This window comes from Thermotoga neapolitana DSM 4359 (assembly GCF_000018945.1).
Lineage (GTDB): Bacteria > Thermotogota > Thermotogae > Thermotogales > Thermotogaceae > Thermotoga > Thermotoga neapolitana.
Genome location: NC_011978.1, coordinates 1,578,960 through 1,601,987 on the forward strand (window position 1 = coordinate 1,578,960; position 23,028 = coordinate 1,601,987).

Below are 23,028 nucleotides of genomic sequence, written 5' to 3' on the forward strand. Positions count from 1 at the left end.
ATAACGATTTTGAAACAAAGAAGATATTAATATTTGCTAATCTAAACTAATATTAAACAATATACTCTTTGTTATTTAATTTACCCTAAATTTTACTATTCAATATTTATAATTATGTACAACTTGATTGCGTAAACTAATATTACTGGAACATTGCCAGAACATTACTTTGACATACCCTCTATCGTCCTGTTCAGCTTTCCGCTGGCAAAACCTTCCAGATCCAGCGTCACAAAAGAAAAACCGATCTTCTGAAGTGCCAATACAATATCTGTTCTTTTGCCCATGAGGAGTTCCATCTCATCTCTTCCCACTTCGACAACAGCGGTTTTGTACGGGAAAAATCTCACCCTCACCTCTCTGAATCCCAGTTCTCTGAGAAAGTTCTCCGCTTTTTCCACCATTCGAACGCGCTCTTCGTTCAATCCAAATCCGTAAGGAAACCTCGAACACAGACAGGCCATGGCGGGTTTGTCCCAAGTTGGAAGCCCCAGCTTCTTGGAGTACTCTCTTATCTCTTCCTTCGTCACTTCAAAATCTATGAAGGGATGCCAGATGCCGTCTTCCGTGGATGCCTTCACTCCCGGCCTGTAATCCTGAAGGTCTGAAAAATTCAACCCATCAGCTATCACATCGAAACCATTCTCCCTTGCCCAGTTCTTTACGATGTTGTCTCTCAGCTTTCTGCACAGGTAACACCTGTCTGGAGGATTCTCTATGAGGTGTCTGCTCTTGAGCTCGTTCAGTTCGATGAATTCATGCCTTATTCCAATGAGATTTGCCAGATTCTTCGCTTCTTCTATCTCTTTTCTTGGAATCACCGGGGAGTCTATCGTGAGTGCCACGGCGTTTTTTCCCAGCACTTCACGTGCCAGTTTCGCTAAAAGGGTGCTGTCGACCCCACCGGAGAACATGACGACGAGTTTTTTCTTGCTTTTAATAGCTTCACTTATTCTCTGAAGTTTATCCATCTTTCCTTATCCTCCTTAAAATTCTCACGGCGGCCGCTGCGGCTCCAACGGTGTTCCCTATGTTCACCACAACAAGACCCGGAACACACGTTTGAAGCATCGTGGAAAGCGCTCCCAGTCCCTCTCCACCGAATCCATAACCAACGGGTGTGGGAACGGCTATCACCGGAAGATCTGTGAGAGAAGCTATGAGAGAAGGAAGAATTCCTTCCATTCCGGCAAAGACTATGAGAAGGTCAGAATCTTCTGTCTTGCTGAGTGCGTAAAAGGATCTGTGTATCCCCGCAACTCCCGCGTCGTAAACCTTCTGAACGTTGACACCGAGTTCTTCAAGTATGAGAGAAGTCTCCTCGGCGAAGGGAACATCAGAAGTTCCAGCAGTTATCACTCCAACTTTTCCGTTCAACTTTTCCAGAGTTGTATTTTCTCTCTTTAAAACCACGAGTCTCCCAGCTTCTTTTATCACGTAGCCAAAAAATCTATCTTTCAACTCCCGTTTTTTCTCCTCGTCCAGACCGGAGACAAAGGCGATTCCCTTTCTCTCTAAAAACTTCTCCACAGCGGCTATCGTCTGCTCCTTAGTTTTCCCCAGTGCAAAGACGATTTCGGGAAATCCCTGCCTTTTGTCTCTTTCCATGTCGAGCATCAACTCGTTTGTTCTTTCAAAAAATTTGCTCAAAATCTTCTCTTCCGCTTCTTGAATGGTTATCTCACCACTTGCGAGAGATCTCAGTACATCTTCAAACATCGTTTCGAACCTCCGAAACACTCTTGTAGACCGCTCTGTATACTTCTTTGAGAGGAATTCCTTTCTCCTGTGCAACCTTCTTGCAAGCCTCGTACTCTGGTGAGATGTTCACGATCTCCGAATCGAAACTCGCTATCTTGACTGGAATCTCCCCGTATTCGGTCTTTACCGTCTTCAATGTGCGGGTCGCTTCTACCTTTTCGGGATAGAAAACCCTCGCACCTATGCTGGTGCTTTCTTTGAAGAGCAGTTTCAGGATCTCATCTTTTTTCGACTCGTGACAGAGAACAGAAACCTTGACAGCCGGACGGTTCTTCTTCATGTATATGGGTGTGAAGAAGACATCCTTTGCCCCCGCTTCAAACAGTCTCTCCATGAGATGACCGAACAGCTGTGGATTCATATCGTCCACATTCGTTTCTATGAGAACATCTCCGGTTCTTTCGGAGGGTTCGATGTAACCGAGATACCCCCTCAAAACGTTCGGTATTTCGAGATCCATCGTCCCAGCTCCGTATCCCACTTTTTCTACTCTCAAGATCGGTGTCCTGAACTCGTCAACCAGGATCTTCAAGATCACTGCTCCCGTCGGCGTGACCAGTTCCGCGCGCACTTTCTGATCCATATAGATCGGAATGCCTTTCAGCAGCTCAGCGGTGGCTGGAGCGGGAACCGGGTATCTGCCGTGTTCTGTCATCACAAAACCGCTTCCCGTGTTGACAGTGCCACAGAAAACCTTCTCTACTTCGAGAAGCTCCAATCCAACTACAGCTCCCGCGATCTCTATCACAGCGTCCATGGCCCCAACTTCGTGGAAATGAACCTTTTCTTTTGAGAGGCCGTGGATCTTGCTTTCCGCTTCTGCGAGAGCTTCAAACATCCTTATCGCTTTCTCTTTCAAAGGATCTTCGAGTCTGCTGAGTACTTCAACGATCTCGGAGAGATGTCTTCCATGGTGATGGTGGTGATCATGATCCGACACAATGTGATCCTCGTGGTGCTCTTTTCTAGGGAAAACAACGTCAACTTTTGTGGCGGTTACTCCTTTTTTGTTTACCTTTTTCACCACGAGATCGAATTCGACGTTGAGCTTTTCAAGACGGGATTTTATCTTTTCTGGATCCACCCCAAGATCGACCAAAAGGCCAAGGAACATGTCCCCAGATATCCCTGAGAAAGGATCGAGATATAGTATCCTCATCGTATTCGCACCTCCATATCTTTTTTAAGTAAGTATACACTAATTCTTGATGCGAACTAAGTAACAGTTGATTTAAATTGGGAAGCTTCGAAGCATCCTTGCCGCAAAATAATAATGGAGAACCCAACAAGGAGGGCATGTACAATGCGCTGGGAAGAGGTTGAACCGGTTGTTCGAGAACTTCTGGATTTTCAGATCAGTTCTCCTGAAGAATTCAGAACCTTCATCAACAAAGTGACGGACTTCTTCGACCGGGTAAGAGAAGAACACGGATGGCTCTACATCAAAATGACTGTGAACGCAGACAAGGAAGAGTTCGCAAAAGCTTACGAGGAGTTCCAAAAAGAGATCGTGGCAAAACTCAAGCCTTACGAACAGAAGATAAAAGAGAAAATCGTAGAAAACGAACACTTCGCTCCGCGTGGTTACGAACACATGATAAAGGTGATCAAAAACGATGTGGAACTGTTCAGAGAGGAAAACGTTCCTCTTCAGGTGAAAGAGAGTATCCTCTCTAGAAACTACGGCACGATCGTGGGAAACATCGAAGTCGATTTCGAAGGAGAGAAAAAGACGCTTCAGCAGCTTTCCGTGTACCTGAGAGATCCCGACAGATCTACGAGGGAACTCGCCTGGAGGAAAAGGTACGAAGGAATCTGGGAAGTACGGGACAAGCTCAACAAACTCTTCGACGAACTCAAAGAAATCAGGCACCAGCAGGCCCTGAACGCGGGTTTTTCCAACTACAGAGATTACATGCACAGACTTAAGAGCAGGTTCGAATACACCCCGGAAGACCTGTACCGTTTCCACGAAGCGGTGGAAAAAGAAGTCGTTCCCTATCTGGTGGAAAGAACAAAAATCAGGCAGAGAAAGCTGGGAATCGAAAGCGTCAGACCCTGGGATACAGCGGTAGATGTGGATGGAAAGGTCTTGAAACCTTTTTCCTCAGTGGAAGAATTCATGGAAAAAACCGAGAGAGCACTCAAAAGGTTGAACCCCACCTTCGCGGAAAGATTTCGCCTCATGAGGGAAAAGAATCTCCTTGACCTTGAAAACAGAAAAGGAAAAGCTCCTGGTGGATACAACCACACGCTTCCAAAGACGGGAGCTCCCTTCATCTTCATGAACGCGGTGGGACAACCGGGGGATGTGAGGACGATCTTTCACGAACTGGGACACTCGATGCACTCGTTTGAAACGCTGAGCCTTCCGGTCTTTTACAGACCGCATAGAATGGAAGTTGCGGAGCTCGCCTCCATGTCGTTGGAACTCATCTCCATGGAATACTGGGACGAGTTCTACACCGACCCCGAGGATCTGAAAAAGGCAAAGATCGAAGAACTCGAAGGTGCACTCTACTTTCTGCCGTGGTGCATGATCGTGGACGCCTTCCAGCACTGGATCTACACCAACCCAGATCACACACCAAAAGAAAGGGACGAGTACTTCGCTTATTTGATGGACAGATTCAACCCGGGAGTGGACTGGAGCGATCTGGACGAAGAAAAGAAAACGAGGTGGCTCTTTCAGCTTCACATCTTCGAAGTACCTTTCTACTACATCGAGTACGGCATAGCACAGATAGGAGCCCTGGCAATTTACAGGAACTACATAGAAGATCCAGAAAAAACACTGAAAGACTATCAGAGATTTTTATCCGTGGGATGTTCGATGCCGGTGGACGAAGTTTATAAAACCGCGGGAATAGAGCTCAAATTCTCGAGGGATTACATAAGAGAGATCGTGGATTTTGTGGCAAAACAGATCGAAGAAATAGAAAAATGAAGCCCTGGCAATGCCAGGGCTTTTCACCATCCCCTCGAAGCACCTCCACCACCGGAAGATCCTTCACCGAATCCCCCAAAACCTCCTGATCCACCTCTGGAACCACCGAACCCACCAGGAAACCTTGGGCCTCTGTACCAGCGCCTTCCTCTTCCCATGATGGAAGAGAAGATGATGAACGCGATGACAATTACAATGATCGAAATACCGCTGATGTCCGTTCCTCTTTCAGGAAGATCAGAAGTCCCGGTGAGTTCCACTCCGTACTCTTTCGCCACCTCGTTCGCGATGGCAAGGTAGCCGTAATAGATCCCTTTCGAGTACTCTCCGTTTTTGAAATAGGGAATCACGTATTCATCGAGGATCCTTCCCGCTTTTCCATCTGGAATGGCACCTTCCAGACCGTAACCAACTTCTATTCTCACCTTTCTGTCGTTCATGGCAACGAGGAGCAGCACACCGTTGTTCTTCTCTTTTTGTCCTATTCCCCACTCTCTGAAAAGCCGATTCGCATACTCTTCGACCGTGAGGCCGGAGAGGGAAGGTACAACGACAACCACCACCTGGGCTGTCGTTTTGTTTTCCAATTCTTTTCCAACGGAGATGATCTTTTCCACGGTAGTTTTATCGAGAACACCTACGTAGTCGTTCACGTACTTGTACGGGGTCGGCTTTGGAAATTCAACTGAAAGCAAAAGAACCGATGAAACAATGAAAATCAACAGAAAGATCTTTCTCATCAGAACTTCACCTCGGGAACTTCCTCGGCTCCCGGTTTCGCTTCAAAGTACTGCTTTTCTTCGAATCCGAACATCTTCGCGAAGATCACACCGGGGAATTTTTTTATAGCGGTGTTGTATTTCTTCACCGCTTCGTTGTAGTCTCTTCTTGCAACGGCGATTCTGTTCTCTGTTCCGGCGAGCTCATCCATGAGCTGTCGGAAGTTTGCGTCTGCCTTCAGATTTGGATAGTTCTCGGCTATGGCAAGTAGTCTCGAAAGGGCCGAAGAAAGCTCTGCATCGGCCTGAGCACTTTCCTGAGGAGTTTTCGCACCTATCAACTTCGCTCTGGCGTTCGCTATTTCTTCGAGTATCTCTTTTTCATGCGCGGCGTAGCCCTTTACAGTTTCAACGAGATTTGGAATGAGATCTGCCCTTCTTTGAAGTTGATTCTGGATCTGGCTGTACTTTTCCTGAACTTCCTGCTCAAGGGAAACAAGGTAGTTGTAGTATCCCACAGTTGTTCCAATGATGACAACTACCAGTACGAGTATCACTATCAGTACGATCAGACCTCTTTTCACTCGGATCCCTCCTTCCATTTACTCATGTTACCATGAAATTCTATATTATGAAAATTCTCGTTCATGGATATTATCCAAAAAATTCATTTATCATCGATTAATAAGAATTATTGGGTTTTATGATCGAGATTCTTTGTTTTTCTCTCGTTGACTTTTCATTTTCCTTCGTGTTACCATTCTTGTGAAAACGATTTCGAAAACGATTTCATCAAGACACAAGGGAGGATGTTTCTAGTGATTTCCGTCGTGGGGAGTTCAAACATAGATATCGTTCTGAAGGTTGATCACTTCACAAAACCTGGTGAAACCCAGAAAGCGATAGAGATGAACGTTTTTCCGGGTGGAAAAGGGGCGAATCAGGCTGTAACAGTCGCAAAAATTGGAGAGAAAGGATGCCGTTTTGTAACGTGCATTGGAAACGATGATTACTCTGATCTGCTCATAGAGAATTACGAAAAACTCGGAATAACTGGATATATAAGAGTTAGTCTTCCTACAGGAAGAGCGTTCATAGAAGTCGATAAAACAGGACAAAACAGGATCATCATCTTTCCTGGAGCGAACGCCGAACTGAAAAAAGAATTGATTGATTGGAATACGCTCTCTGAAAGTGATATCCTTCTCCTTCAAAACGAAATTCCTTTTGAAACCACCTTGGAATGTGCGAAAAGATTCAATGGAATTGTGATCTTTGACCCCGCACCCGCGCAGGGAATAAACGAAGAAATCTTTCAGTACCTGGACTATCTCACACCGAATGAAAAAGAGATCGAAGCCCTGTCGAAAGATTTCTTCGGTGAGTTTTTGACGGTTGAGAAAGCCGCTGAGAAGTTTCTGGAACTCGGCGTCAAGAATGTGATAGTGAAGCTCGGTGACAAAGGAGTACTTCTTGTGAACAAAAATGAAAAGAAACACTTTCCGACCTTCAAAGTAAAGGCTGTGGACACAACAGCGGCGGGGGACGTGTTCAATGGAGCTTTTGCCGTTGCTCTGTCTGAGGGAAAAAATCCCGAAGAGGCGGTAATCTTTGGAACGGCAGCAGCGGCCATATCGGTAACAAGGTTGGGAGCTCAAAGTTCTATTCCAGCGAGAGAAGAAGTAGAGGCGTTTTTGAAGAATTTATGAGGGGGCAGAATCATGAAAAAGGTTGGTATTTTGAATTCGGAAATTTCTAAGATTGTAGCGGATATGGGACACATGGATACATTAGCCGTTGTGGACTTAGGATTTCCTATCCCGCAGGGAGTAAAAAAAGTAGATCTGGTGGTTGATAGAGGAAAGCCTGGCTTGATGGAAGTTATAGAAATTCTTCTTCGGGAGTTAAAGGTGGAGAGAATAATCCTTGCAAAGGAGATGGATGAGAAGAGTATACAAACTAAACAGGAACTTCTGAAACTTATAGAGAAAATGAATGGACCAGTTGAAGTCGTTACAGTTCCTCATAAGGAGTTTAAGGAAATGTCGAAAAACGTGAAGGGGATTATCAGAACAGGAGCGGACATTCCTTATTCCAATGTAATACTTGTGGGAGGGGTTATCTTCTAAATTTGAAAAGAAGAAAATACTGTTTTTACCTCAAATTTCCTTAGGGAGGTGGGTTTTATGAAGAAGAGCTTGTTTGTGGTGTTGGTATTGGTTGGATTGTTACTGGTTTCCTTCACAGGTTTGGCACAGGAACAGCAGAAACCAAAAGGAAAGATGGCTATTGTGATCTCCACACTTAACAATCCATGGTTTGTTGTCCTCGCTGAAACAGCGAAGCAAAGAGCAGAACAACTCGGCTATGAAGCTACTATCTTTGATTCTCAGAATGACACAGCTAAGGAGTCGGCTCACTTCGATGCGATCATAGCTGCCGGATATGATGCCATCATCTTCAATCCCACCGATGCGGATGGATCGATAGCAAACGTGAAGAGAGCGAAAGAAGCAGGCATACCTGTCTTCTGTGTAGACAGGGGAATTAACGCAAGAGGACTGGCGGTAGCACAAATTTATTCAGATAACTACTATGGTGGTGTGCTTATGGGTGAATACTTTGTAAAGTTCCTCAAAGAGAAATATCCAGATGCAAAAGAAATCCCATATGCGGAGCTTCTCGGAATACTCAGTGCACAACCCACCTGGGATAGATCAAATGGATTCCACAGCGTTGTAGATCAATATCCCGAGTTCAAGATGGTGGCACAGCAATCCGCAGAATTTGACAGAGACACAGCTTACAAAGTCACAGAACAGATTCTCCAGGCACATCCTGAAATTAAAGCCATATGGTGCGGAAACGATGCTATGGCACTCGGTGCTATGAAAGCATGTGAAGCTGCAGGAAGAACCGATATCTACATTTTTGGATTCGATGGAGCAGAAGACGTGATAAATGCCATCAAAGAAGGAAAGCAGATCGTAGCAACTATCATGCAATTCCCGAAACTTATGGCAAGATTGGCAGTTGAATGGGCTGACCAGTACCTCAGAGGTGAAAGAAGCTTCCCGGAGATTGTACCTGTCACTGTTGAGCTGGTGACAAGAGAAAACATCGATAAGTACACTGCTTACGGCAGAAAAGAAGAATAATCACTGAGCTAATCTAGACAGGGGGACCCGCGACCTATGAGCGGGTGCCCCCTTTTAGAAAGGAGGATGGAATTTGAAATCGAAGTTAACTAAAAGAAAAGTTATTTCCATGATTGTTGTCTTCTTTATCTTACTTCTGATCTATCTTTCGTGTGATGTCATTCCTATAGAAGAAATGGAGAAAGGCTTCGATCCCAAAAGATACGCCAGAGAATTATGGTTCAAGCTCCAAGACATGATGAACGAGGGACTTGGTTATGATGCGGTGGAAGTTTTAAATACATTGGACGAAAATCCTGAACTTGCTCATCAAAAGTTTGCTAAGGTAGTTGGCGTTTCAAATTACAGATATTACATCATACAGGGTGTAGGAGAAATTGTTGAAATAAAAGACGATGGAATACTCGTTAAAGTCAGAGAAAACCGCAAAGTTCCAGATTTGTTTCTAAGTAATCACATTTTTGGCAATGGAATAGTCAACGCTACTGGTATTGCAAAAATGGAAGATTTTGATAGAATCATTGATTTCAACCTCACTGCCACGGAGCTGAACAAAATAGTGAAAGAAGAGGTGGTCAATTCTTTCTTAAAACAACTCTCGAAAGGAGCAGGCAGCGTGGGTTCTCTTGTTAGATTCATAGCCGTTTTTACTCTACTCAAAGATGAAGAAATTAAGTATCCAATAGAAGCGATTCCGCTTTATCTGGAAATTCAGGGAGGTTTTTGATATGATGCTCAACACAGAAAAAGAAAGGGAAGTATTGCTGGAAGCCAGAAATATTACCAAAACTTTTCCGGGAGTAATCGCTGTCAATAATGTAACTCTTCAAATATATAAAGGGGAAGTTTGCGCTCTGGTTGGAGAAAACGGAGCTGGCAAATCCACTCTCATGAAGATTTTGGCCGGGGTATATCCGGATTACGAGGGACAGATCTTTCTGGAAGGAAAAGAGGTTCGATTCAGGAATCCAAGAGAAGCCCAGGAGAATGGAATCGCCTTAATTCCTCAAGAACTAGATCTTGTACCTAATCTTAGTTCAGCTGAAAATATCTTTCTCTCCAGAGAACCGGTCAACGAGTTTGGTGTGATTGAATACCAGAAAATGTTTGAACAAGCTTCAAAATTATTTTCAAAGCTAGGAGTTAATATCGATCCAAAAACAAAAGTGGAAGATCTGAGCACTAGTCAACAACAAATGGTAGCTATTGCTAAAGCACTTTCACTTGACGCCAAAATAATCATCATGGACGAACCAACCTCTGCCATAGGTAAACGTGAAACTGAACAACTGTTCAATATTATAAGATCTTTAAAAAATGAAGGAAAATCTGTGATTTACATTTCTCATCGATTAGAGGAAATATTCGAAATAGCTGACAGGGTTGTTGTGATGAGAGATGGTAGAAAGGTAGGAGAGGGTCCCATAGAAGAATTTGATCATGATAAACTTGTTAGATTAATGGTAGGAAGAAGTATAGATCAGTTTTTTATAAAAGAACGTGCGACAATAACAGACGAAATTTTCAGAGTGGAAGGTATTAAACTGTGGAGTTTGGACAGAAAGAAACTTTTAGTTGATGATGTGAGTTTTTACGTCAGGAAGGGAGAAGTATTGGGAATATATGGATTAGTCGGCGCTGGAAGAACAGAACTTTTGGAGGCTATATTCGGCGCCCATCCAGGTCGTACAGAAGGAAAGGTATTCATTGGAGGAAAAGAAATAAAAATTCACTCTCCTAGGGACGCTGTAAAGAATGGGATAGGATTAGTCCCAGAGGATAGAAAAACTGCAGGACTGATTCTTCAAATGTCTGTTTTGCATAATATAACCCTCCCTTCAGTGGTAATGAAACTTATCGTTAGAAAATTTGGATTAATAGATAGTCAACTCGAAAAAGAAATCGTTCGTTCGTTTATAGAAAAATTAAACATTAAAACTCCTTCACCCTATCAAATCGTGGAGAACCTCAGTGGAGGAAACCAGCAAAAAGTAGTTCTGGCAAAATGGCTTGCAATAAAACCAAAGGTACTTCTCTTAGATGAACCTACCAGAGGAATTGATGTAAACGCAAAGAGTGAGATTTACAAACTCATAAGTGAAATGGCTGTTTCAGGAATGGGTGTAGTTATGGTTTCCTCTGAACTTCCAGAGATACTTGCCATGTCCGACAGAATTCTTGTTATGTCTGAGGGGCGGAAAACAGCTGAGTTTCTCAGAGAAGAAGTCACCGAGGAAGATCTTCTGAAAGCAGCAATCCCCAGAAGTGTGAAGGTAGAAACAACACAAAGGGAGGAGTGAGTAAAAGATGCAGGTCGAGAGATCCAGAGCGAAGATTTCGTGGTATCAAAGGATATCTCGCTATCAGTCGATTTTCATACTTCTTGGTCTTATCGTCTTGTTCAGTTTTCTGTCCAATCGATTTCTCACTCTTGAAAATTTCTGGATCATTCTCAGACAAACAGCTGTTAACCTCTGTATAGCTGTGGGTATGACGTTTGTCATTCTCACGGGAGGAATAGATCTATCTGTTGGTTCTATCCTTGGATTCTCGGGGGCTGTAACCGCAAAACTTTTGAAGTATGGTCTGATACTAAGTGCGTTTGGTGTCGTGCTCAAGTTCAATCCTCTTGGTGCATCAATAATTGGAGTCTTGGCTGGTTTTGCAATAGGATTGTTCAATGGGTTTATTATCACAAGATTCAATATTCCCCCATTTGTGGCCACACTGGGAACAATGACAGCAGTTAGAGGATTCATCATGCTTCTGACTAAAGGACATCCTATAACGCGATTGGGTGATAGTTTTGACTTCATAGGTTCTGGGTGGTTTTTAGGGATTCCAATGCCAGTCTGGATAGCCGCTATAGCCACAGGAGTAGGCATTTTTATTCTCAGAAAAACTCAGTTTGGAAGATATGTATATGCTGTTGGAGGTAATGAAAAAGCAGCAGTTCTCTCTGGTGTGAATTCAAAACTGACGAAACTCTGGGTGTACGCGATATCGGGTATCCTCTCGGCTGTTGCAGGTCTAATAGTTACCGCCCGTTTAGATTCAGCCCAGCCAAATGCTGGTTTGATGTACGAGCTAGATGCAATAGCCGCAACAGTTATTGGAGGAGCCTCTCTTTCAGGTGGAAAAGGAACTCTCATAGGAACTGTTGTAGGTGCATTGATAATTGGTGTTTTGAACGATGGGTTGGTACTCGTTGGTGTTTCTCCTTTCTGGCAACAGGTTGCAAAGGGATTCATAATAATAGCTGCTGTGATAGCAGAAAAACTCGGTAGAGGGGAAAAGGAGTGATCAAAGAGTGGGTGCATTGACCAGACACGAGGTTCTTGAACTGAAAAGAAAAGCTATCGAAATAAGAAAGATGATTCTCGATATGATCTACAAGGCAAAGTCAGGGCATACCGGCGGTTCCTTATCGAGCGTGGAAATCCTGGTAACACTCTTTTACAAAATTCTCAGAGTGAAACCGGAAGATCCGAACTGGGAAGACAGAGACAGGTTTATTCTGAGCAAGGGTCACAGCGTTGAAGCATATTACGCAGTCTTAGCTGATAAAGGATTTTTCCCGAAAGAAGAACTCGAGACGTACTGCAAGTACGGTTCTAGGCTCACAGGACATCCCACCAGAAAAGTCCCAGGGGTTGAGGTGAACACCGGTGCGCTTGGTCATGGTCTTGCCATCGGGGTTGGTATGGCTTTAGCAGGAAAAATGGATGGTAAAGACTACAAGGTTTACGTTTTGATGGGAGACGGGGAGCTGGATGAAGGAAGCGTCTGGGAAGCAGCACAGGTGGCGTCCCACTATAGTCTTGATAATTTGATAGGCATAGTTGATAGGAATCGTCTTCAGATATCTGGCCACACAGAAGAAGTCTTGAAACTGGAACCACTCTCAAAAAGATGGGAAGCATTTGGCTGGAACGTGCTGGAAGTTGATGGTCACGATTTTGAGTCACTTTACAAAACGTTTGTCTCCATACCTAGAGAAACTGGGAAACCACATTTGATAATCGCAAACACGATAAAAGGAAAAGGAATCTCCTTCATTGAAGGAAGAGTAGAATGGCACCACAAGGTTCCAAGTGATGAAGAATACAGGAAAGCCATCGAAGAGTTAGAAGAACAGCTGAAAACGCTAGAAGAAGGTGATATGGTATGAAAGTTGCTCTCAGAAAGACAATAGGTGAAAGATTGCTAGAACTTGCGAAGCAGGATGAAAAGATCGTGGTTGTAACCTCTGATGCACGGGGATCCGCGGCCATTGCGGACTTTTTCAAAGTATTTCCAGAAAGATCAATAGAAGTCGGAATAGCTGAGCAGACAGCAGCTGGAGTAGCCGCCGGTCTTGCCCTCTGCGGAAAGAAGGCCTGGGTCTTTGGACCTGCATGCTTCTATTCCGCAAGAAATTTAGAGCAGATAAAAAACGACATTGCCTACTCGGATGCCAATGTGAAAATCGTGGCAGTCAGTGGAGGGGTCAGCTATGGCCCTCTGGGAAGTACACACCATGCTCTCCACGACGTAGCTGTTATGAGAGCCATTCCCAACCTGAAAGTATTGCTTCCCAGTGATGCTGTTCTTGCAGCTGCCATCTTGGAACAGTTACTGAAAGATGAGAAACCCGTATACATGAGAACGGGAAGGAATCCGGTACCTGTGATCTATTCACGAGACGAAAAATTCGAGGTAGGAAGAGCAATAACATTGAAAGAGGGCAATGATATCACAATAATAGCAACAGGAGAAGTCGTGTGGAGAGCTTTGGAAGCGGCAAAGATTCTTGAAAAGGAAGGAATAAGTGCAAGGGTGATTGATATGTTTACCGTTAAACCCCTGGATGAAGAAGCAGTTTTCAGAGCTGCTCGAGAAACAGGAAGAATAGTAACCGTTGAGGAACATAGCATTTTTGGAGGTCTCGGTGGAGCGGTTGCAGAATTCCTTTCTCAAAATTTACCTACTCCTATGAAAATCCTTGGGATACCCGATGAGTATCCGGTTACAGGAACGCAGGATGAAGTTTTAAAACACTACGGCCTTGCGCCAGAGGGGATTGCAAAAACTGTCTTAGAGTGGTTCAAGGAGGGAAATTAGAATGTACGTTCTCGCAATAGATCAGAGTACCTCTGGTACGAAAGCTATTATATTCGATGAGAAAGGAGGAATTGTTCACAGGGTAACGGTGTACCACAAACAGTACTATCCAAAACCAGGCTGGGTAGAACACGATCCTGAGGAGATCTTTCGAAACACCTTAGATGCATGCAGAAAAGTCATTGAAGAATCGGGTATAAAACCGCTCGAGATAGAAGCTCTAGCTATTACGAACCAAAGAGAAACAACCATCTTGTGGGAGAAGAAATCAGGGAAACCAGTCTACAACGCTGTGGTCTGGCAGTGTCAGAGAGGGGCTTCTCTCTGTGAAGAGATAAAGAAAAGGGGATTGGAAGGGAAGATAAAAGAAAAAACAGGACTCGTAGTTGATCCTTATTTCTCTGCCAGTAAAATCAGGTGGATTCTGGACAATGTGGAAGGCGTAAAAAACAAGGCAAAGCAAGGAGAAATTGCTTTTGGAACAGTGGACAGCTGGCTGATCTGGAAATTGACTAAAGGGGAAGTTCATGCAACAGACTTTTCAAATGCGAGCCGCACACTTCTTCTCAACATTCATGAACTGAGATGGGATGAAGAAGTACTGGAGATCTTTGAAATTCCACCTGAAATCCTCCCTGAACTGAAAAGTTCAGATTCTGTCTTCGGTTACACCGATTTGGGATTTTTACCGAAAAAAATTCCCATAGTCGGTGTCATGGGAGATTCTTCTGCCGCTCTCTTTGGACAGGGAGGATTCTATTCAGGGGATATAAAGGTTACCTACGGTACAGGGAGTTCCACCATGTTGAACATAGGGGAAAAACCAAATGTATCAGATTCGCCCATTGTGTGCTCTGTTGGATGGGTCGTAAAAGAGACTTCCAGTTATGTACTCGAGGGTAACATTCATTCAGCAGGTGACACAATTGTTTGGTTAAAGGAAAAACTCGGAATCATAAGCGATCCCTCTGAAACAGAAAAAATAGCACTCTCTCTTGAAAACAACGGAGGGGTTTATTTGGTTCCTGCCTTCGTTGGGCTTGGGGCCCCGTACTGGCGAAGTGATGTGAAAGCGGCTATTCTGGGGCTTCAAAGGAATCATGGAAAAGAACATGTTGTTCGAGCGGCTTTGGAGTCCATAGCCTATCAAGTGAGAGATATCTTCGAGGAGATGGTCAGAATATCCAGTAAGGAACCCACCGAGGTCAGGGCAGATGGAGGAATCACAAGAAACAGATTTCTTATGCAGTTTCAGGCGGATATTCTGAACATACCAGTTTTAGTAAGCAACATAGAGGAAGTATCAGCGAGAGGAGTAGCTTTTGTTGCTTTGCTTCATCTCGGAGCGTTCAGCGATCTTGAAGAGATAAGGCAAAAGATAACTTACAGGGAAAAATACGAACCCCGGATGGGTGATGAATTACGGGAAATGTACTATGAAGGGTGGAAAACTGCTATCAGAAAACTACTCACCGAGTGAAGGAGGGAAAATGAAATGGAAAAGATGACCTTTGGTTTGATCGTCGGAAACAGGGAATTTTTCCCCGACAGACTGGTAGAAGAAGGAAGAGAAAGGGTAATAAAAGTTTTAGAAGGCATGGGATACAGGGTGGTAACCCTTTCACCCTCTGATACGAAACTCGGAGCTGTGGAAACAGCTAAAGACGCTAAAAAGTGTGCGGAACTTTTTAAGGAAAAAGCCGGGGAAATAGACGGGATTATTGTTACTCTTCCAAATTTTGGTGATGAGAAAGGAGTAGCTCAGGCAATCAGATTGAGTGGTTTGAATGTTCCTGTGCTGGTCCATGCGTTTCCAGATGATCCGGAGAAGCTCGACCTTCAGAATAGAAGGGATTCTTTCTGTGGAAAAATATCTGTAAGCAACAACCTGAAGCAATATGGGATAGAGTTCTCCTTGACGACACTTCATACAGAGGATCCAGAAAGTGAAGTATTTAAACGGGACATAGAGAAGTTTGCTGCCGTGTGCAGAATCGTTAAGGGAATGAGAAACATAAAAGTTGGAGCAATAGGAGCGAGACCCAGTGCCTTCAACACGGTGAGATTCTCTGAGAAGATCCTTGAAAGAATGAGCATTTCTGTTGAAACGGTAGACCTCTCGGAGATTCTTCACAGAGTTTCTAATCTCAAAGATGACGACGAGAGAGTAAGGAGAAAACTTGAGGAGATAAAGAAAAATTACAGGTTACAGATTGTACCGGAAGAGAAAATTCTCTTGATGGCAAAGTTTGGATCCGTCATTGACGAATGGATTGAGGAAAACGATATAAAAGCTCTTGCAATTCAATGTTGGACCTCTCTTGAATGGAATTTGGGAATAACTCCGTGTACCATCATGAGCCTTCTCAACGAAAAAGGAAAACCTGCCGCCTGCGAGGTTGATATCACCGGTGCTCTCTCTATGTATGTACTCCAGTTAGCTTCTGGACAGCCATCTGCAATAGTTGACTGGAACAATAACTACAGAGATGAAAACGAAACAATTCTCTTCCACTGTGGAAATTTCCCGGCTTCTATCTATGAAGAAAAACCTGAAATCAAATATGCAGATGTAATAGGAACAACTGTGGGTAAAGAAAGGGCCTATGGAGCTTGTGCAGGGAAGATAAAGACCTCACCGTTCACTTTTCTGAGGCTCACTACAGATGATAACGAAGGAAAAGTGAAAGCATATGTGGGAGAAGGGCAGATACTGGATGAAAATCCAAAGACCTTTGGAAGCAGGGGCGTGGCAAGAATTGAGAAGCTCCAGGAACTCATGAAATACATCTGTGAAAACGGATTTGAACACCATGTAGCGATAAATCTCTCGAGAGTGGCAGATGCTGTGAAAGAAGCTTTGGAAAAATATCTTGGGATAGTAGTTCATAAACATAACGCTGAAGTTTAGAGATTAAACCAGTTCTGGATGCTCTATGAATAAGAAGGGTGATCTCGATGACTCAAAACAATGTTGAAAAATGGGGAACATACGAAATAACACTCAAAGGGAAAGCGGAGGGGAATCCTTTTACAGACGTAGAAATCAAAGCAGTGTTTACAAGCGAAGCTGGTGACAGTTTTGAAGTGGAAGGCTTTTATGATGGGGAAGATACCTTCAAGATCAGGTTCATGCCGAACAGGACTGGTTTGTGGAAGTACGAGGTAAGAAGCGACATCAAAGATCTTGACGGTATGAAAGGAGAGTTTCTGTGTGTTGACCCTTCTGAAGGGAATCATGGACCTGTTCGAGTGTGCAACACTTATCATTTCTGCTATGAAGATGGGACACCTTACCATCCGTTTGGGACAACACTCTATGCGTGGGTACACCAGAGAGAAGAACTCATTCAGCAGACACTCGAATCACTCAGGAACTCTCCATTCAACAAAGTCAGGATGTGTGTGTTTCCGAAGTACTACGCTTACAATAGAGAAGAACCTCCTATGCTTCCTATGAGCTGGAGAGAGGAAGACGGGAGATATCAGGTAGAGTTCAATGTGAAGTTTTTCCAGCACTTTGAGAGGTTAGTGAAGGAACTTATGGACATGGGGATAGAAGCGGACGTGATACTGTTCCATCCGTATGACAAATGGGGATTTTGCAGCATGCCGGAAGAAGTGGACAAAGCGTACTTGAGGTATCTGATAGCGAGAATTTCTTCTTACAGAAATGTGTGGTGGTCAATGGCGAACGAATACGACCTTATCAAACCACAAAAAGACTGGGATGGATACTTTCATTTCATAGTGGAGAAAGACCCTTATAACCATCTAAGATCAGTGCATCAGTGTTTCAAGTTTTATGATCACACAAAACCCTGGATAACACACGCCAGCATTCAGTGGCAGGGGTCACTGAGATCGTGGAGCGGAGAACCTGAGATAGATATAGGCATAAATTTAATACCAAAATGGCGCGAGATGTACAAAAAACCAGTTATCATCGATGAATGTGGCTACGAAGGGAACATTGAGTACGGATGGGGTAATCTGCCACCACAGGAGATGATGAATCGCTTTTGGGAAGGTGTTACCTCTGGAGGTTATGTGACACATGGAGAAACTTATTACTCTGAAGACGAAGTCCTCTGGTGGTCAAAAGGCGGAAGATTGAAAGGTGAAAGTCCAAAAAGAATCGCATTCCTGAGAACGATTATAGAAGAAGCTCCACCGTTTCTTAAACCTATCAAGCTTGATCCTATGATGGACTGGGACGTTCATTGCATTGGTAAAGAAGGAGAATATTACCTGATCTACTTTGATATCAACAGACCAGTGAAAAGAACCTTAAAGCTTCCAGAAGGTAAGTACAGAGTAGATTTAGTTGACTGCTGGGAAACAGAGATACATAGTCTGGGGATCTTCCAGGGACAAGTTGTGATAAGGTTGCCGGGGAAATCGTATGTCGCTTTAAGAATTCAAAAAATGGAGAATAACGACGATTGGATAATTCTCCGAGAAGATGCTAAATTATAAATGAAATCATTATTAATAGCTAAGTTTTTGTTTTGAATAGATAAAACAGGGTATGAGCGTACCACCATTGACGAGTGTTGCTGTTGACTCTTTATATTTACGTTTTTCAGCAAGAAAATCATTGAAGGAGTAGCAGCAATGGGAGGTTAAAAGAATAAGGCTTCTCATCAGTGATAAAATTTCATTGAAGATACTCGACAGGAAGGAGAAATTAGCATGAAAAGGCGCCCTACAATAAATGATGTGGCGAAATTAGCTGGTGTTTCGATTTCAACTGTTTCCAGATATTTGAAAGATCCCTCGCAGGTCAGTGAAAAGTTAGGAGAGAGAATAAGAGAAGCCATAAAGAAACTGGGATACAAACCCAACAAGATAGCCCAGGGGTTGAGAACTGGTGATTCCAAAATGATAGGCTTCATCGTACCTGATATAACGAATCCCGCTTTTCTTACTATAGTTAAGGGAGCAGAGGATTTTCTGAGAAAAAAAGGTTATTCATTTATCATAGGAGGAACCGATCATAAATCGAAAGATGAAGTAGTGATTCTCGAATCTTTCATATTCCACAACGTAGACGGTGTTATAGTAACATGTACAGGCTACGAAAACAAAGCTCTAAAAGAACTTATAGAGAGATATCACCTCAAGTTGGTTTTCGTGGATAGAAGGTATCCCGGCATCGATGCTCCCTATATTGGTGTTGATAATTTTGGAGGAGTTGCCAGGATGGTTGATTATTTGGTCGAAACAGGTCATAGGTCATTTGCCTACCTTTGTGGAGATATGACCTCAACTGCGAAAGAACGTCTGGAAGGTTTTCTCGATCGTATGAAAAAGTACAAGATAAAGGATTACCAGGTTCTGTACGGAGAATTCACGTTTGAGAGTGGTTATAAACTCACCAAAAGATTGTCAAAAATACCGGACGCAATAATAGCTGGAAACGATCTTATGGCCTTTGGTGTGATAGAAGCTCTGAAAGAGAGAGGATTGGTAGTTCCAGAGGACGTCAGTGTAACAGGCTTCGACGATATGTTTTTCAGCAAATACTATAAACCTTCTCTAACTACTGTTCGTCAGGATCTTTATGAAATGGGAAAACAAGCCGGGAAAGTTCTGTTTGCACTTATTTCTGGAAAGAAGATAAGAAAAAAAGAGTACATACTTCCAACGGAAATCGTTATAAGAGATTCTGTGAAAGAAAGAAGAGCATAATATTTCTACGGATACATTTCCAGATACTCCTTCTCTATCCTGCACGGAATGGGGAGTCTTTTTTCAAGCTCTTTCAGTCCTTTTTCTCTGAAAAGATCGTAGACAACAGCGACCCAGAAATGGACCTTTCCGTGGAGATGCTCCAGTGCTTTCAGCTGGTAGCGGAAGTACTCACCGCTTGCTCCTGTGATTTTCTCAAAACTTTCTTCATCCCAGCCTTTCACACTCACTCTGATTAAAACGTTGAGATTCACAAAAAGATCCACAAGAGAAGGATCGAACCCAAACATCAGACCATTCGTCTCCAGAATGAAGGTGTTGTTCACAAGTTCTATAACTTTTCTCACGTGTTCGGCGGATCTTCTCCCAAGGATCGGTTCTGCCCCGCTGATCCTGAAAAGATCACACTTTCTTTTCTTTGAGATCTCAAGAAGCCTTTCTGCTACTTCCTCTGGTGAGAGAAAATCCCCTGCACGCTTGGGCCTGAGGTTTCTGAAGTAGTTCCAGCAGTAGGCACAGAGAAACTTACATCCTACAGTATCCGCTGTAACGATTCCCCCGTAGTAAAGAGAGTATCTGAATCTATAGTATTTTCGCCTTTCACCCTTCATGACAAGCGATTCCATCTCCATGGCTCTTTGTACCGGATTGAAGGCCATATTACCCCCTCCTTGTGTATAATGTACACGATGATCACAGCCGGTGTGGATGGTACGAGGAGAGGATGGGTGTATTCGATAGTGGAGGGAGACAGGGTTCTCGAGATAGGATTCATGGAACACTTCATGTTCCTGGACTTTCCCACACTCGTTGATATTCCCATCGGTCTCCCGAAAAAAGGCGAGAGAGAGTGCGACAGACTCACCAGAAGGATCCTTTCAAAGAGAGCTGCAAGTGTCTTTACGGTCCCGTGCAGAGTGGCCGTTTATCGAGAAAGCTACGAGGATGCACTGAGAGTCAACAGAGAGTGCCAGGGGAAAGGATTTCCTGTTCAGTTCTGGCACATAGTGGAGAAAGTGAGAGAGGTTGACGTTTTTCTCAGAAGCTATCCAGATCTTTCCGATCAGATCAGAGAATCCCATCCCGAGCTGTGTTTTCTGAGGATATCAAGCAAAATGATGAAATCGAAACACACCAGAGAGGGTTTGAACCAGAGAATCGAGATCTTGAGAGAACATCTGGTCTTCGATGTGGAAAATCTGCAGAGAATTTGCAGAGAGTACAGAATACATATCCACGATGTGCTCGATTCACTCGTTCTTGCACTGGCTCAGCAATTTCCTCTTGAGAGGATACCGGAAGATCCCCCACTGGATGAACACGGCCTTCCCATGCAGATCATTGCACCAGCAAGGACACAGCGTTCGCCGAACCCTGAGTGAGGACGTTGAAAACCTCATTCATGTGAGAAGGATCACTCACATCCACCACAGTCAGGTATCCGTTGAAGTCTGCAATGTAAAGAAATCCTTCATAAAGCCACAGACTCTGAGCCTTTCCTCCACTCGTTGGTATGTGATCGAGAACGAACGGGTTTCCAGGATCTGAAACGTCAATCGTTTGAACACCGAACGCGTAGTCTGCAAGATACAGCACACTATCTGAAACGATCACATCGTAGGGTGTCTGCGATTCGTAGGTCCCCAGAATTTGAGAGAGATCGTTCGCATCGATGATCGATACCCCTTCACCGTAGACAACGGCGTAGATCCTCTCATCTGACACGAAGACACTTCTCACCGTTCCAAAATTCACTCTTTCGAGAAATACAGGATTTGCCGGATTTGAAACGTCCACCACCTTCAAACCTTCATTGTAACAGGCCACGTAAGCGCGGTTTCCTGAAATGTGTACCTTTTCCGCCCAGTCCGCTTCTTCGAGTCTTGCAACCAGCACAGGGGAAGAAGGATCGGTTACGTTGTAAACCAGAAGACCGTTCGTCCAGTCCGCCACGTAGAGATAATCACCGGATAGGTCTACCCCGTAGGCGTAGTGGGTGTTCAGCTGATTCAACTGAACGGGATTTTCGGGATCGCTCACATCGAGAACGTGGATTCCGCTCTGACCATCTGCGAGGAACGCATACTGTCCCGAAACTTCAACATCGAGAGCGCTGTTTGCGAGAGAAACAAAAGAAATACTAACGGGGGTAGCTGTGACGTCGAACACTTCCAGACCTTCCCCGGTTGCCACCAGGGCATAGACCTTTTCTTGAGGCAGAGCCGGTATCATCTGGAAGCATCCAGAAAGGAATAGAAGAGCGAGAATAACAGGAAAGATCGCCTTCATTCTATCACCTCCCTGTGCATTCTACGTCCAGTAGTAAAAGAAAAATGAAAAAACAGTGTAAGATTTATAACTGGAGGGGGGAGATAACATGAAAAGATTTCTGGCAATTCTTTTGATTCTTCCGGTCATGGTGCTTGCGATACATCCTCTGGATCTTCTTGTTCGTGCAAGGGGAAATCCTGTCTACGAGACGATCATTGCAACCACAACCCAGGACGGCGACGAGATATACATATTGAAATCCTACGGCATGAACTGGCAGAACATCCAGTGGTTCCACAGAGTGGGCATAATCCTTCCGTCGAACTTGAATTACAAAGACAGGGCGTTTTTCTTCATAACGGGAGGAAGCAGAAAGGAAGAAAACGAACGCTATTACGATTCGTTTCTGGAAGACGTAAAAGAGAATCTGTGGGTGGCGAAGGAATTCGAAGCACCTTTCATAGTTGTGGGGGACGTTCCAAATCAGCCGATTTTCGGGCTCAGAGAAGATGCCCTGATCGCAGAAACGTTCAAAATGTTCCTCGAGAACCCAGATCCGTTTCTTCCCCTCCTTGTTCCCATGACGTACGGTGTGATAAAGGCCATGGACACGGCACAAGATTTCCTTGAGAAAAAAGGCGTGGAAATCAAAGGCTTCATGGTATCGGGGGCCTCCAAAAGAGGGTGGACCACGTATCTTACGGCGATCTTCGACCCACGCGTTTTCGCCATCGCTCCGATGGTGTACGACAATCTGAACATAGAAGCCCAGCTTTTGCATCAGAAAGAGTACTATGGTACCTACAGCGAGAAGTTGAGAGATTATCAGGAAAGAGGGCTCTTCGAGATTCTCGAAAACGATCTGGGAAAAAGGCTTCTTGAAATTGTCGATCCTTACGCTATGAGATTGAGACTCTCTCTTCCAAAGATCCTTGTGCTCGGCACCAACGACGAATACTGGACCGTGGATTCGGCGAACCTCTACGTGGATGATCTTCCGGGCGAAACCTTTCTATTCTATTCTCCAAACGATCCCCACAACCTGAAGAATGTGAAAGAAATAATAGAGACTCTCTCTTCGTTCTTCAAGATGTACCCCAAACTGCCGAAGGTGGAATTCTTTTACAGGGACGGGAAAATATTCGTTGAAAGGATTCCGGAAATTGTAGACGCGGAACTGTGGTTTGCAAGATCGAAGAGCAGAGATTTCAGAAAGGCGGTGTGGCTCAGACGTGGCGTGGAAGAAACCGATGATTCGCTGATCGGGGTACCTCCTGAAAAGCCTGAAGGTTTTCATCAGGCGTACTTCTTGAGGGTCACTCTCGAAATCAATGGGTTGAGGATGAAGCTTTGCAGTAAGATGATGGTGGAATAA

At 44.1% G+C, this 23,028-nt stretch carries 22 protein-coding genes; 15 read left to right on the forward strand and 7 right to left on the reverse strand.

Annotated elements, in window-relative coordinates:
- Positions 1-164: 164 nt before the first annotated feature.
- Genes larE through larC form a run of 3 tightly spaced genes read right to left on the reverse strand, consistent with a single transcriptional unit; the run spans position 165 to position 2,920 of the window.
- Complete coding sequence (larE, locus tag CTN_RS08025) at positions 165-971, reverse strand: ATP-dependent sacrificial sulfur transferase LarE (RefSeq protein ID WP_004080596.1); 807 nt, start codon at positions 969-971, stop codon at positions 165-167.
- Positions 964-1,719, reverse strand: coding sequence for a nickel pincer cofactor biosynthesis protein LarB (gene larB, locus CTN_RS08030; protein WP_004080597.1), 756 nt, complete (start codon positions 1,717-1,719; stop codon positions 964-966). The genes larE and larB overlap by 8 nt, the downstream gene beginning before the upstream one ends.
- Positions 1,712-2,920, reverse strand: coding sequence for a nickel pincer cofactor biosynthesis protein LarC (gene larC / locus CTN_RS08035; protein ID WP_004080598.1), 1,209 nt, complete (start codon positions 2,918-2,920; stop codon positions 1,712-1,714). Before larC ends, larB begins: the two co-directional genes overlap by 8 nt.
- Positions 2,921-3,064: 144 nt before the next feature.
- Here larC and CTN_RS08040 point away from each other — a divergent pair, with 144 nt between their 5' ends.
- Positions 3,065-4,708 carry a M3 family oligoendopeptidase gene (locus CTN_RS08040; protein ID WP_004080599.1) on the forward strand — a complete coding sequence of 548 codons (1,644 nt, stop codon included), beginning with the start codon at positions 3,065-3,067 and terminating at the stop codon, positions 4,706-4,708.
- 23 nt (positions 4,709-4,731) lie between these two features.
- On the opposite strand, the gene CTN_RS08045 is transcribed toward CTN_RS08040, so the two are convergent.
- Positions 4,732-5,448 carry a TPM domain-containing protein gene (locus CTN_RS08045; protein ID WP_004080600.1) on the reverse strand — a complete coding sequence of 239 codons (717 nt, stop codon included), beginning with the start codon at positions 5,446-5,448 and terminating at the stop codon, positions 4,732-4,734.
- Positions 5,448-6,011: a LemA family protein gene (locus tag CTN_RS08050; RefSeq protein WP_004080601.1), complete on the reverse strand. Its 564-nt coding sequence runs from the start codon at positions 6,009-6,011 to the stop codon at positions 5,448-5,450. The genes CTN_RS08045 and CTN_RS08050 overlap by 1 nt, the downstream gene beginning before the upstream one ends.
- A gap of 234 nt (positions 6,012-6,245) precedes the next feature.
- Here CTN_RS08050 and rbsK point away from each other — a divergent pair, with 234 nt between their 5' ends.
- From rbsK to CTN_RS08110, 12 genes are all read left to right on the forward strand, one after another.
- Positions 6,246-7,136 carry a ribokinase gene (gene rbsK / locus CTN_RS08055; protein ID WP_004080602.1) on the forward strand — a complete coding sequence of 297 codons (891 nt, stop codon included), beginning with the start codon at positions 6,246-6,248 and terminating at the stop codon, positions 7,134-7,136.
- 12 nt (positions 7,137-7,148) lie between these two features.
- Positions 7,149-7,556, forward strand: coding sequence for a D-ribose pyranase (gene rbsD / locus CTN_RS08060; RefSeq protein ID WP_004080603.1), 408 nt, complete (start codon positions 7,149-7,151; stop codon positions 7,554-7,556).
- A gap of 57 nt (positions 7,557-7,613) precedes the next feature.
- Complete coding sequence (locus tag CTN_RS08065) at positions 7,614-8,585, forward strand: D-ribose ABC transporter substrate-binding protein (RefSeq protein ID WP_004080604.1); 972 nt, start codon at positions 7,614-7,616, stop codon at positions 8,583-8,585.
- 73 nt (positions 8,586-8,658) lie between these two features.
- Positions 8,659-9,312, forward strand: a complete 654-nt coding sequence (locus tag CTN_RS08070; RefSeq protein ID WP_004080605.1) for a DUF2291 domain-containing protein — start codon at positions 8,659-8,661, stop codon at positions 9,310-9,312.
- A gap of 1 nt (position 9,313) precedes the next feature.
- Positions 9,314-10,885 (forward strand): sugar ABC transporter ATP-binding protein, encoded by a 1,572-nt coding sequence (locus CTN_RS08075; RefSeq protein ID WP_004080606.1) that lies wholly within the window; start codon positions 9,314-9,316, stop codon positions 10,883-10,885.
- A gap of 7 nt (positions 10,886-10,892) precedes the next feature.
- The gene (locus tag CTN_RS08080) at positions 10,893-11,888 is read left to right on the forward strand and encodes an ABC transporter permease (protein WP_004080607.1); all 996 of its coding nucleotides are present in this window, start codon (positions 10,893-10,895) and stop codon (positions 11,886-11,888) included.
- A gap of 7 nt (positions 11,889-11,895) precedes the next feature.
- Positions 11,896-12,756: a transketolase gene (locus tag CTN_RS08085; RefSeq protein ID WP_004080608.1), complete on the forward strand. Its 861-nt coding sequence runs from the start codon at positions 11,896-11,898 to the stop codon at positions 12,754-12,756.
- Entirely contained in the window at positions 12,753-13,688 is a 936-nt protein-coding gene (locus tag CTN_RS08090; protein ID WP_004080609.1) for a transketolase family protein, read from the forward strand. The genes CTN_RS08085 and CTN_RS08090 overlap by 4 nt, the downstream gene beginning before the upstream one ends.
- A gap of 1 nt (position 13,689) precedes the next feature.
- Positions 13,690-15,168: a glycerol kinase GlpK gene (glpK, locus tag CTN_RS08095; protein ID WP_004080610.1), complete on the forward strand. Its 1,479-nt coding sequence runs from the start codon at positions 13,690-13,692 to the stop codon at positions 15,166-15,168.
- A 15-nt stretch (positions 15,169-15,183) separates the two neighbouring features.
- Positions 15,184-16,599, forward strand: a complete 1,416-nt coding sequence (locus CTN_RS08100) for an L-fucose/L-arabinose isomerase family protein (RefSeq protein WP_004080611.1) — start codon at positions 15,184-15,186, stop codon at positions 16,597-16,599.
- Positions 16,600-16,646: 47 nt separating this feature from the next.
- Entirely contained in the window at positions 16,647-18,167 is a 1,521-nt protein-coding gene (locus CTN_RS08105; protein WP_004080612.1) for a DUF5605 domain-containing protein, read from the forward strand.
- Between the two features lie 216 nt (positions 18,168-18,383).
- On the forward strand, positions 18,384-19,382 hold the full coding sequence (locus CTN_RS08110; RefSeq protein ID WP_004080613.1) for a LacI family DNA-binding transcriptional regulator: 999 nt from the start codon (positions 18,384-18,386) through the stop codon (positions 19,380-19,382).
- Positions 19,383-19,387: 5 nt separating this feature from the next.
- Here CTN_RS08110 and CTN_RS08115 read toward each other — a convergent pair whose 3' ends face one another.
- A complete protein-coding gene (locus CTN_RS08115; protein ID WP_004080614.1) occupies positions 19,388-20,041 on the reverse strand; it encodes a radical SAM protein in 654 nt (217 codons plus the stop codon).
- Positions 20,042-20,062: 21 nt separating this feature from the next.
- Here CTN_RS08115 and CTN_RS08120 point away from each other — a divergent pair, with 21 nt between their 5' ends.
- Positions 20,063-20,764 (forward strand): DUF429 domain-containing protein, encoded by a 702-nt coding sequence (locus CTN_RS08120; RefSeq protein ID WP_024103805.1) that lies wholly within the window; start codon positions 20,063-20,065, stop codon positions 20,762-20,764.
- On the opposite strand, the gene CTN_RS08125 is transcribed toward CTN_RS08120, so the two are convergent.
- Complete coding sequence (locus CTN_RS08125) at positions 20,721-21,671, reverse strand: LVIVD repeat-containing protein (RefSeq protein ID WP_004080616.1); 951 nt, start codon at positions 21,669-21,671, stop codon at positions 20,721-20,723. The genes CTN_RS08120 and CTN_RS08125 overlap by 44 nt on opposite strands.
- 88 nt (positions 21,672-21,759) lie before the next feature.
- On the opposite strand from CTN_RS08125, the gene CTN_RS08130 reads away from it, so the two are divergent.
- Positions 21,760-23,028: a PhoPQ-activated pathogenicity-related family protein gene (locus CTN_RS08130; RefSeq protein ID WP_004080617.1), complete on the forward strand. Its 1,269-nt coding sequence runs from the start codon at positions 21,760-21,762 to the stop codon at positions 23,026-23,028.

Excerpts from the sequence above, each read along its gene's own strand:
- larE (WP_004080596.1), bottom strand. The coding sequence starts at position 971 with ATGGATAAACTTCAGAGAATAAGTGAAGCTATTAAAAGCAAGAAAAAA.
- larB (WP_004080597.1), bottom strand. The coding sequence starts at position 1,719 with ATGTTTGAAGATGTACTGAGATCTCTCGCAAGTGGTGAGATAACCATT.
- larC (WP_004080598.1), bottom strand. The coding sequence starts at position 2,920 with ATGAGGATACTATATCTCGATCCTTTCTCAGGGATATCTGGGGACATG.
- CTN_RS08040 (WP_004080599.1), top strand. The coding sequence starts at position 3,065 with ATGCGCTGGGAAGAGGTTGAACCGGTTGTTCGAGAACTTCTGGATTTT.
- CTN_RS08045 (WP_004080600.1), bottom strand. The coding sequence starts at position 5,448 with ATGAGAAAGATCTTTCTGTTGATTTTCATTGTTTCATCGGTTCTTTTG.
- rbsD (WP_004080603.1), top strand. The coding sequence starts at position 7,149 with ATGAAAAAGGTTGGTATTTTGAATTCGGAAATTTCTAAGATTGTAGCG.
- CTN_RS08065 (WP_004080604.1), top strand. The coding sequence starts at position 7,614 with ATGAAGAAGAGCTTGTTTGTGGTGTTGGTATTGGTTGGATTGTTACTG.
- CTN_RS08075 (WP_004080606.1), top strand. The coding sequence starts at position 9,314 with ATGATGCTCAACACAGAAAAAGAAAGGGAAGTATTGCTGGAAGCCAGA.
- CTN_RS08080 (WP_004080607.1), top strand. The coding sequence starts at position 10,893 with ATGCAGGTCGAGAGATCCAGAGCGAAGATTTCGTGGTATCAAAGGATA.
- CTN_RS08090 (WP_004080609.1), top strand. The coding sequence starts at position 12,753 with ATGAAAGTTGCTCTCAGAAAGACAATAGGTGAAAGATTGCTAGAACTT.
- glpK (WP_004080610.1), top strand. The coding sequence starts at position 13,690 with ATGTACGTTCTCGCAATAGATCAGAGTACCTCTGGTACGAAAGCTATT.
- CTN_RS08100 (WP_004080611.1), top strand. The coding sequence starts at position 15,184 with ATGGAAAAGATGACCTTTGGTTTGATCGTCGGAAACAGGGAATTTTTC.
- CTN_RS08105 (WP_004080612.1), top strand. The coding sequence starts at position 16,647 with ATGACTCAAAACAATGTTGAAAAATGGGGAACATACGAAATAACACTC.
- CTN_RS08110 (WP_004080613.1), top strand. The coding sequence starts at position 18,384 with ATGAAAAGGCGCCCTACAATAAATGATGTGGCGAAATTAGCTGGTGTT.
- CTN_RS08115 (WP_004080614.1), bottom strand. The coding sequence starts at position 20,041 with ATGGCCTTCAATCCGGTACAAAGAGCCATGGAGATGGAATCGCTTGTC.
- CTN_RS08120 (WP_024103805.1), top strand. The coding sequence starts at position 20,063 with ATGTACACGATGATCACAGCCGGTGTGGATGGTACGAGGAGAGGATGG.
- CTN_RS08125 (WP_004080616.1), bottom strand. The coding sequence starts at position 21,671 with ATGAAGGCGATCTTTCCTGTTATTCTCGCTCTTCTATTCCTTTCTGGA.
- CTN_RS08130 (WP_004080617.1), top strand. The coding sequence starts at position 21,760 with ATGAAAAGATTTCTGGCAATTCTTTTGATTCTTCCGGTCATGGTGCTT.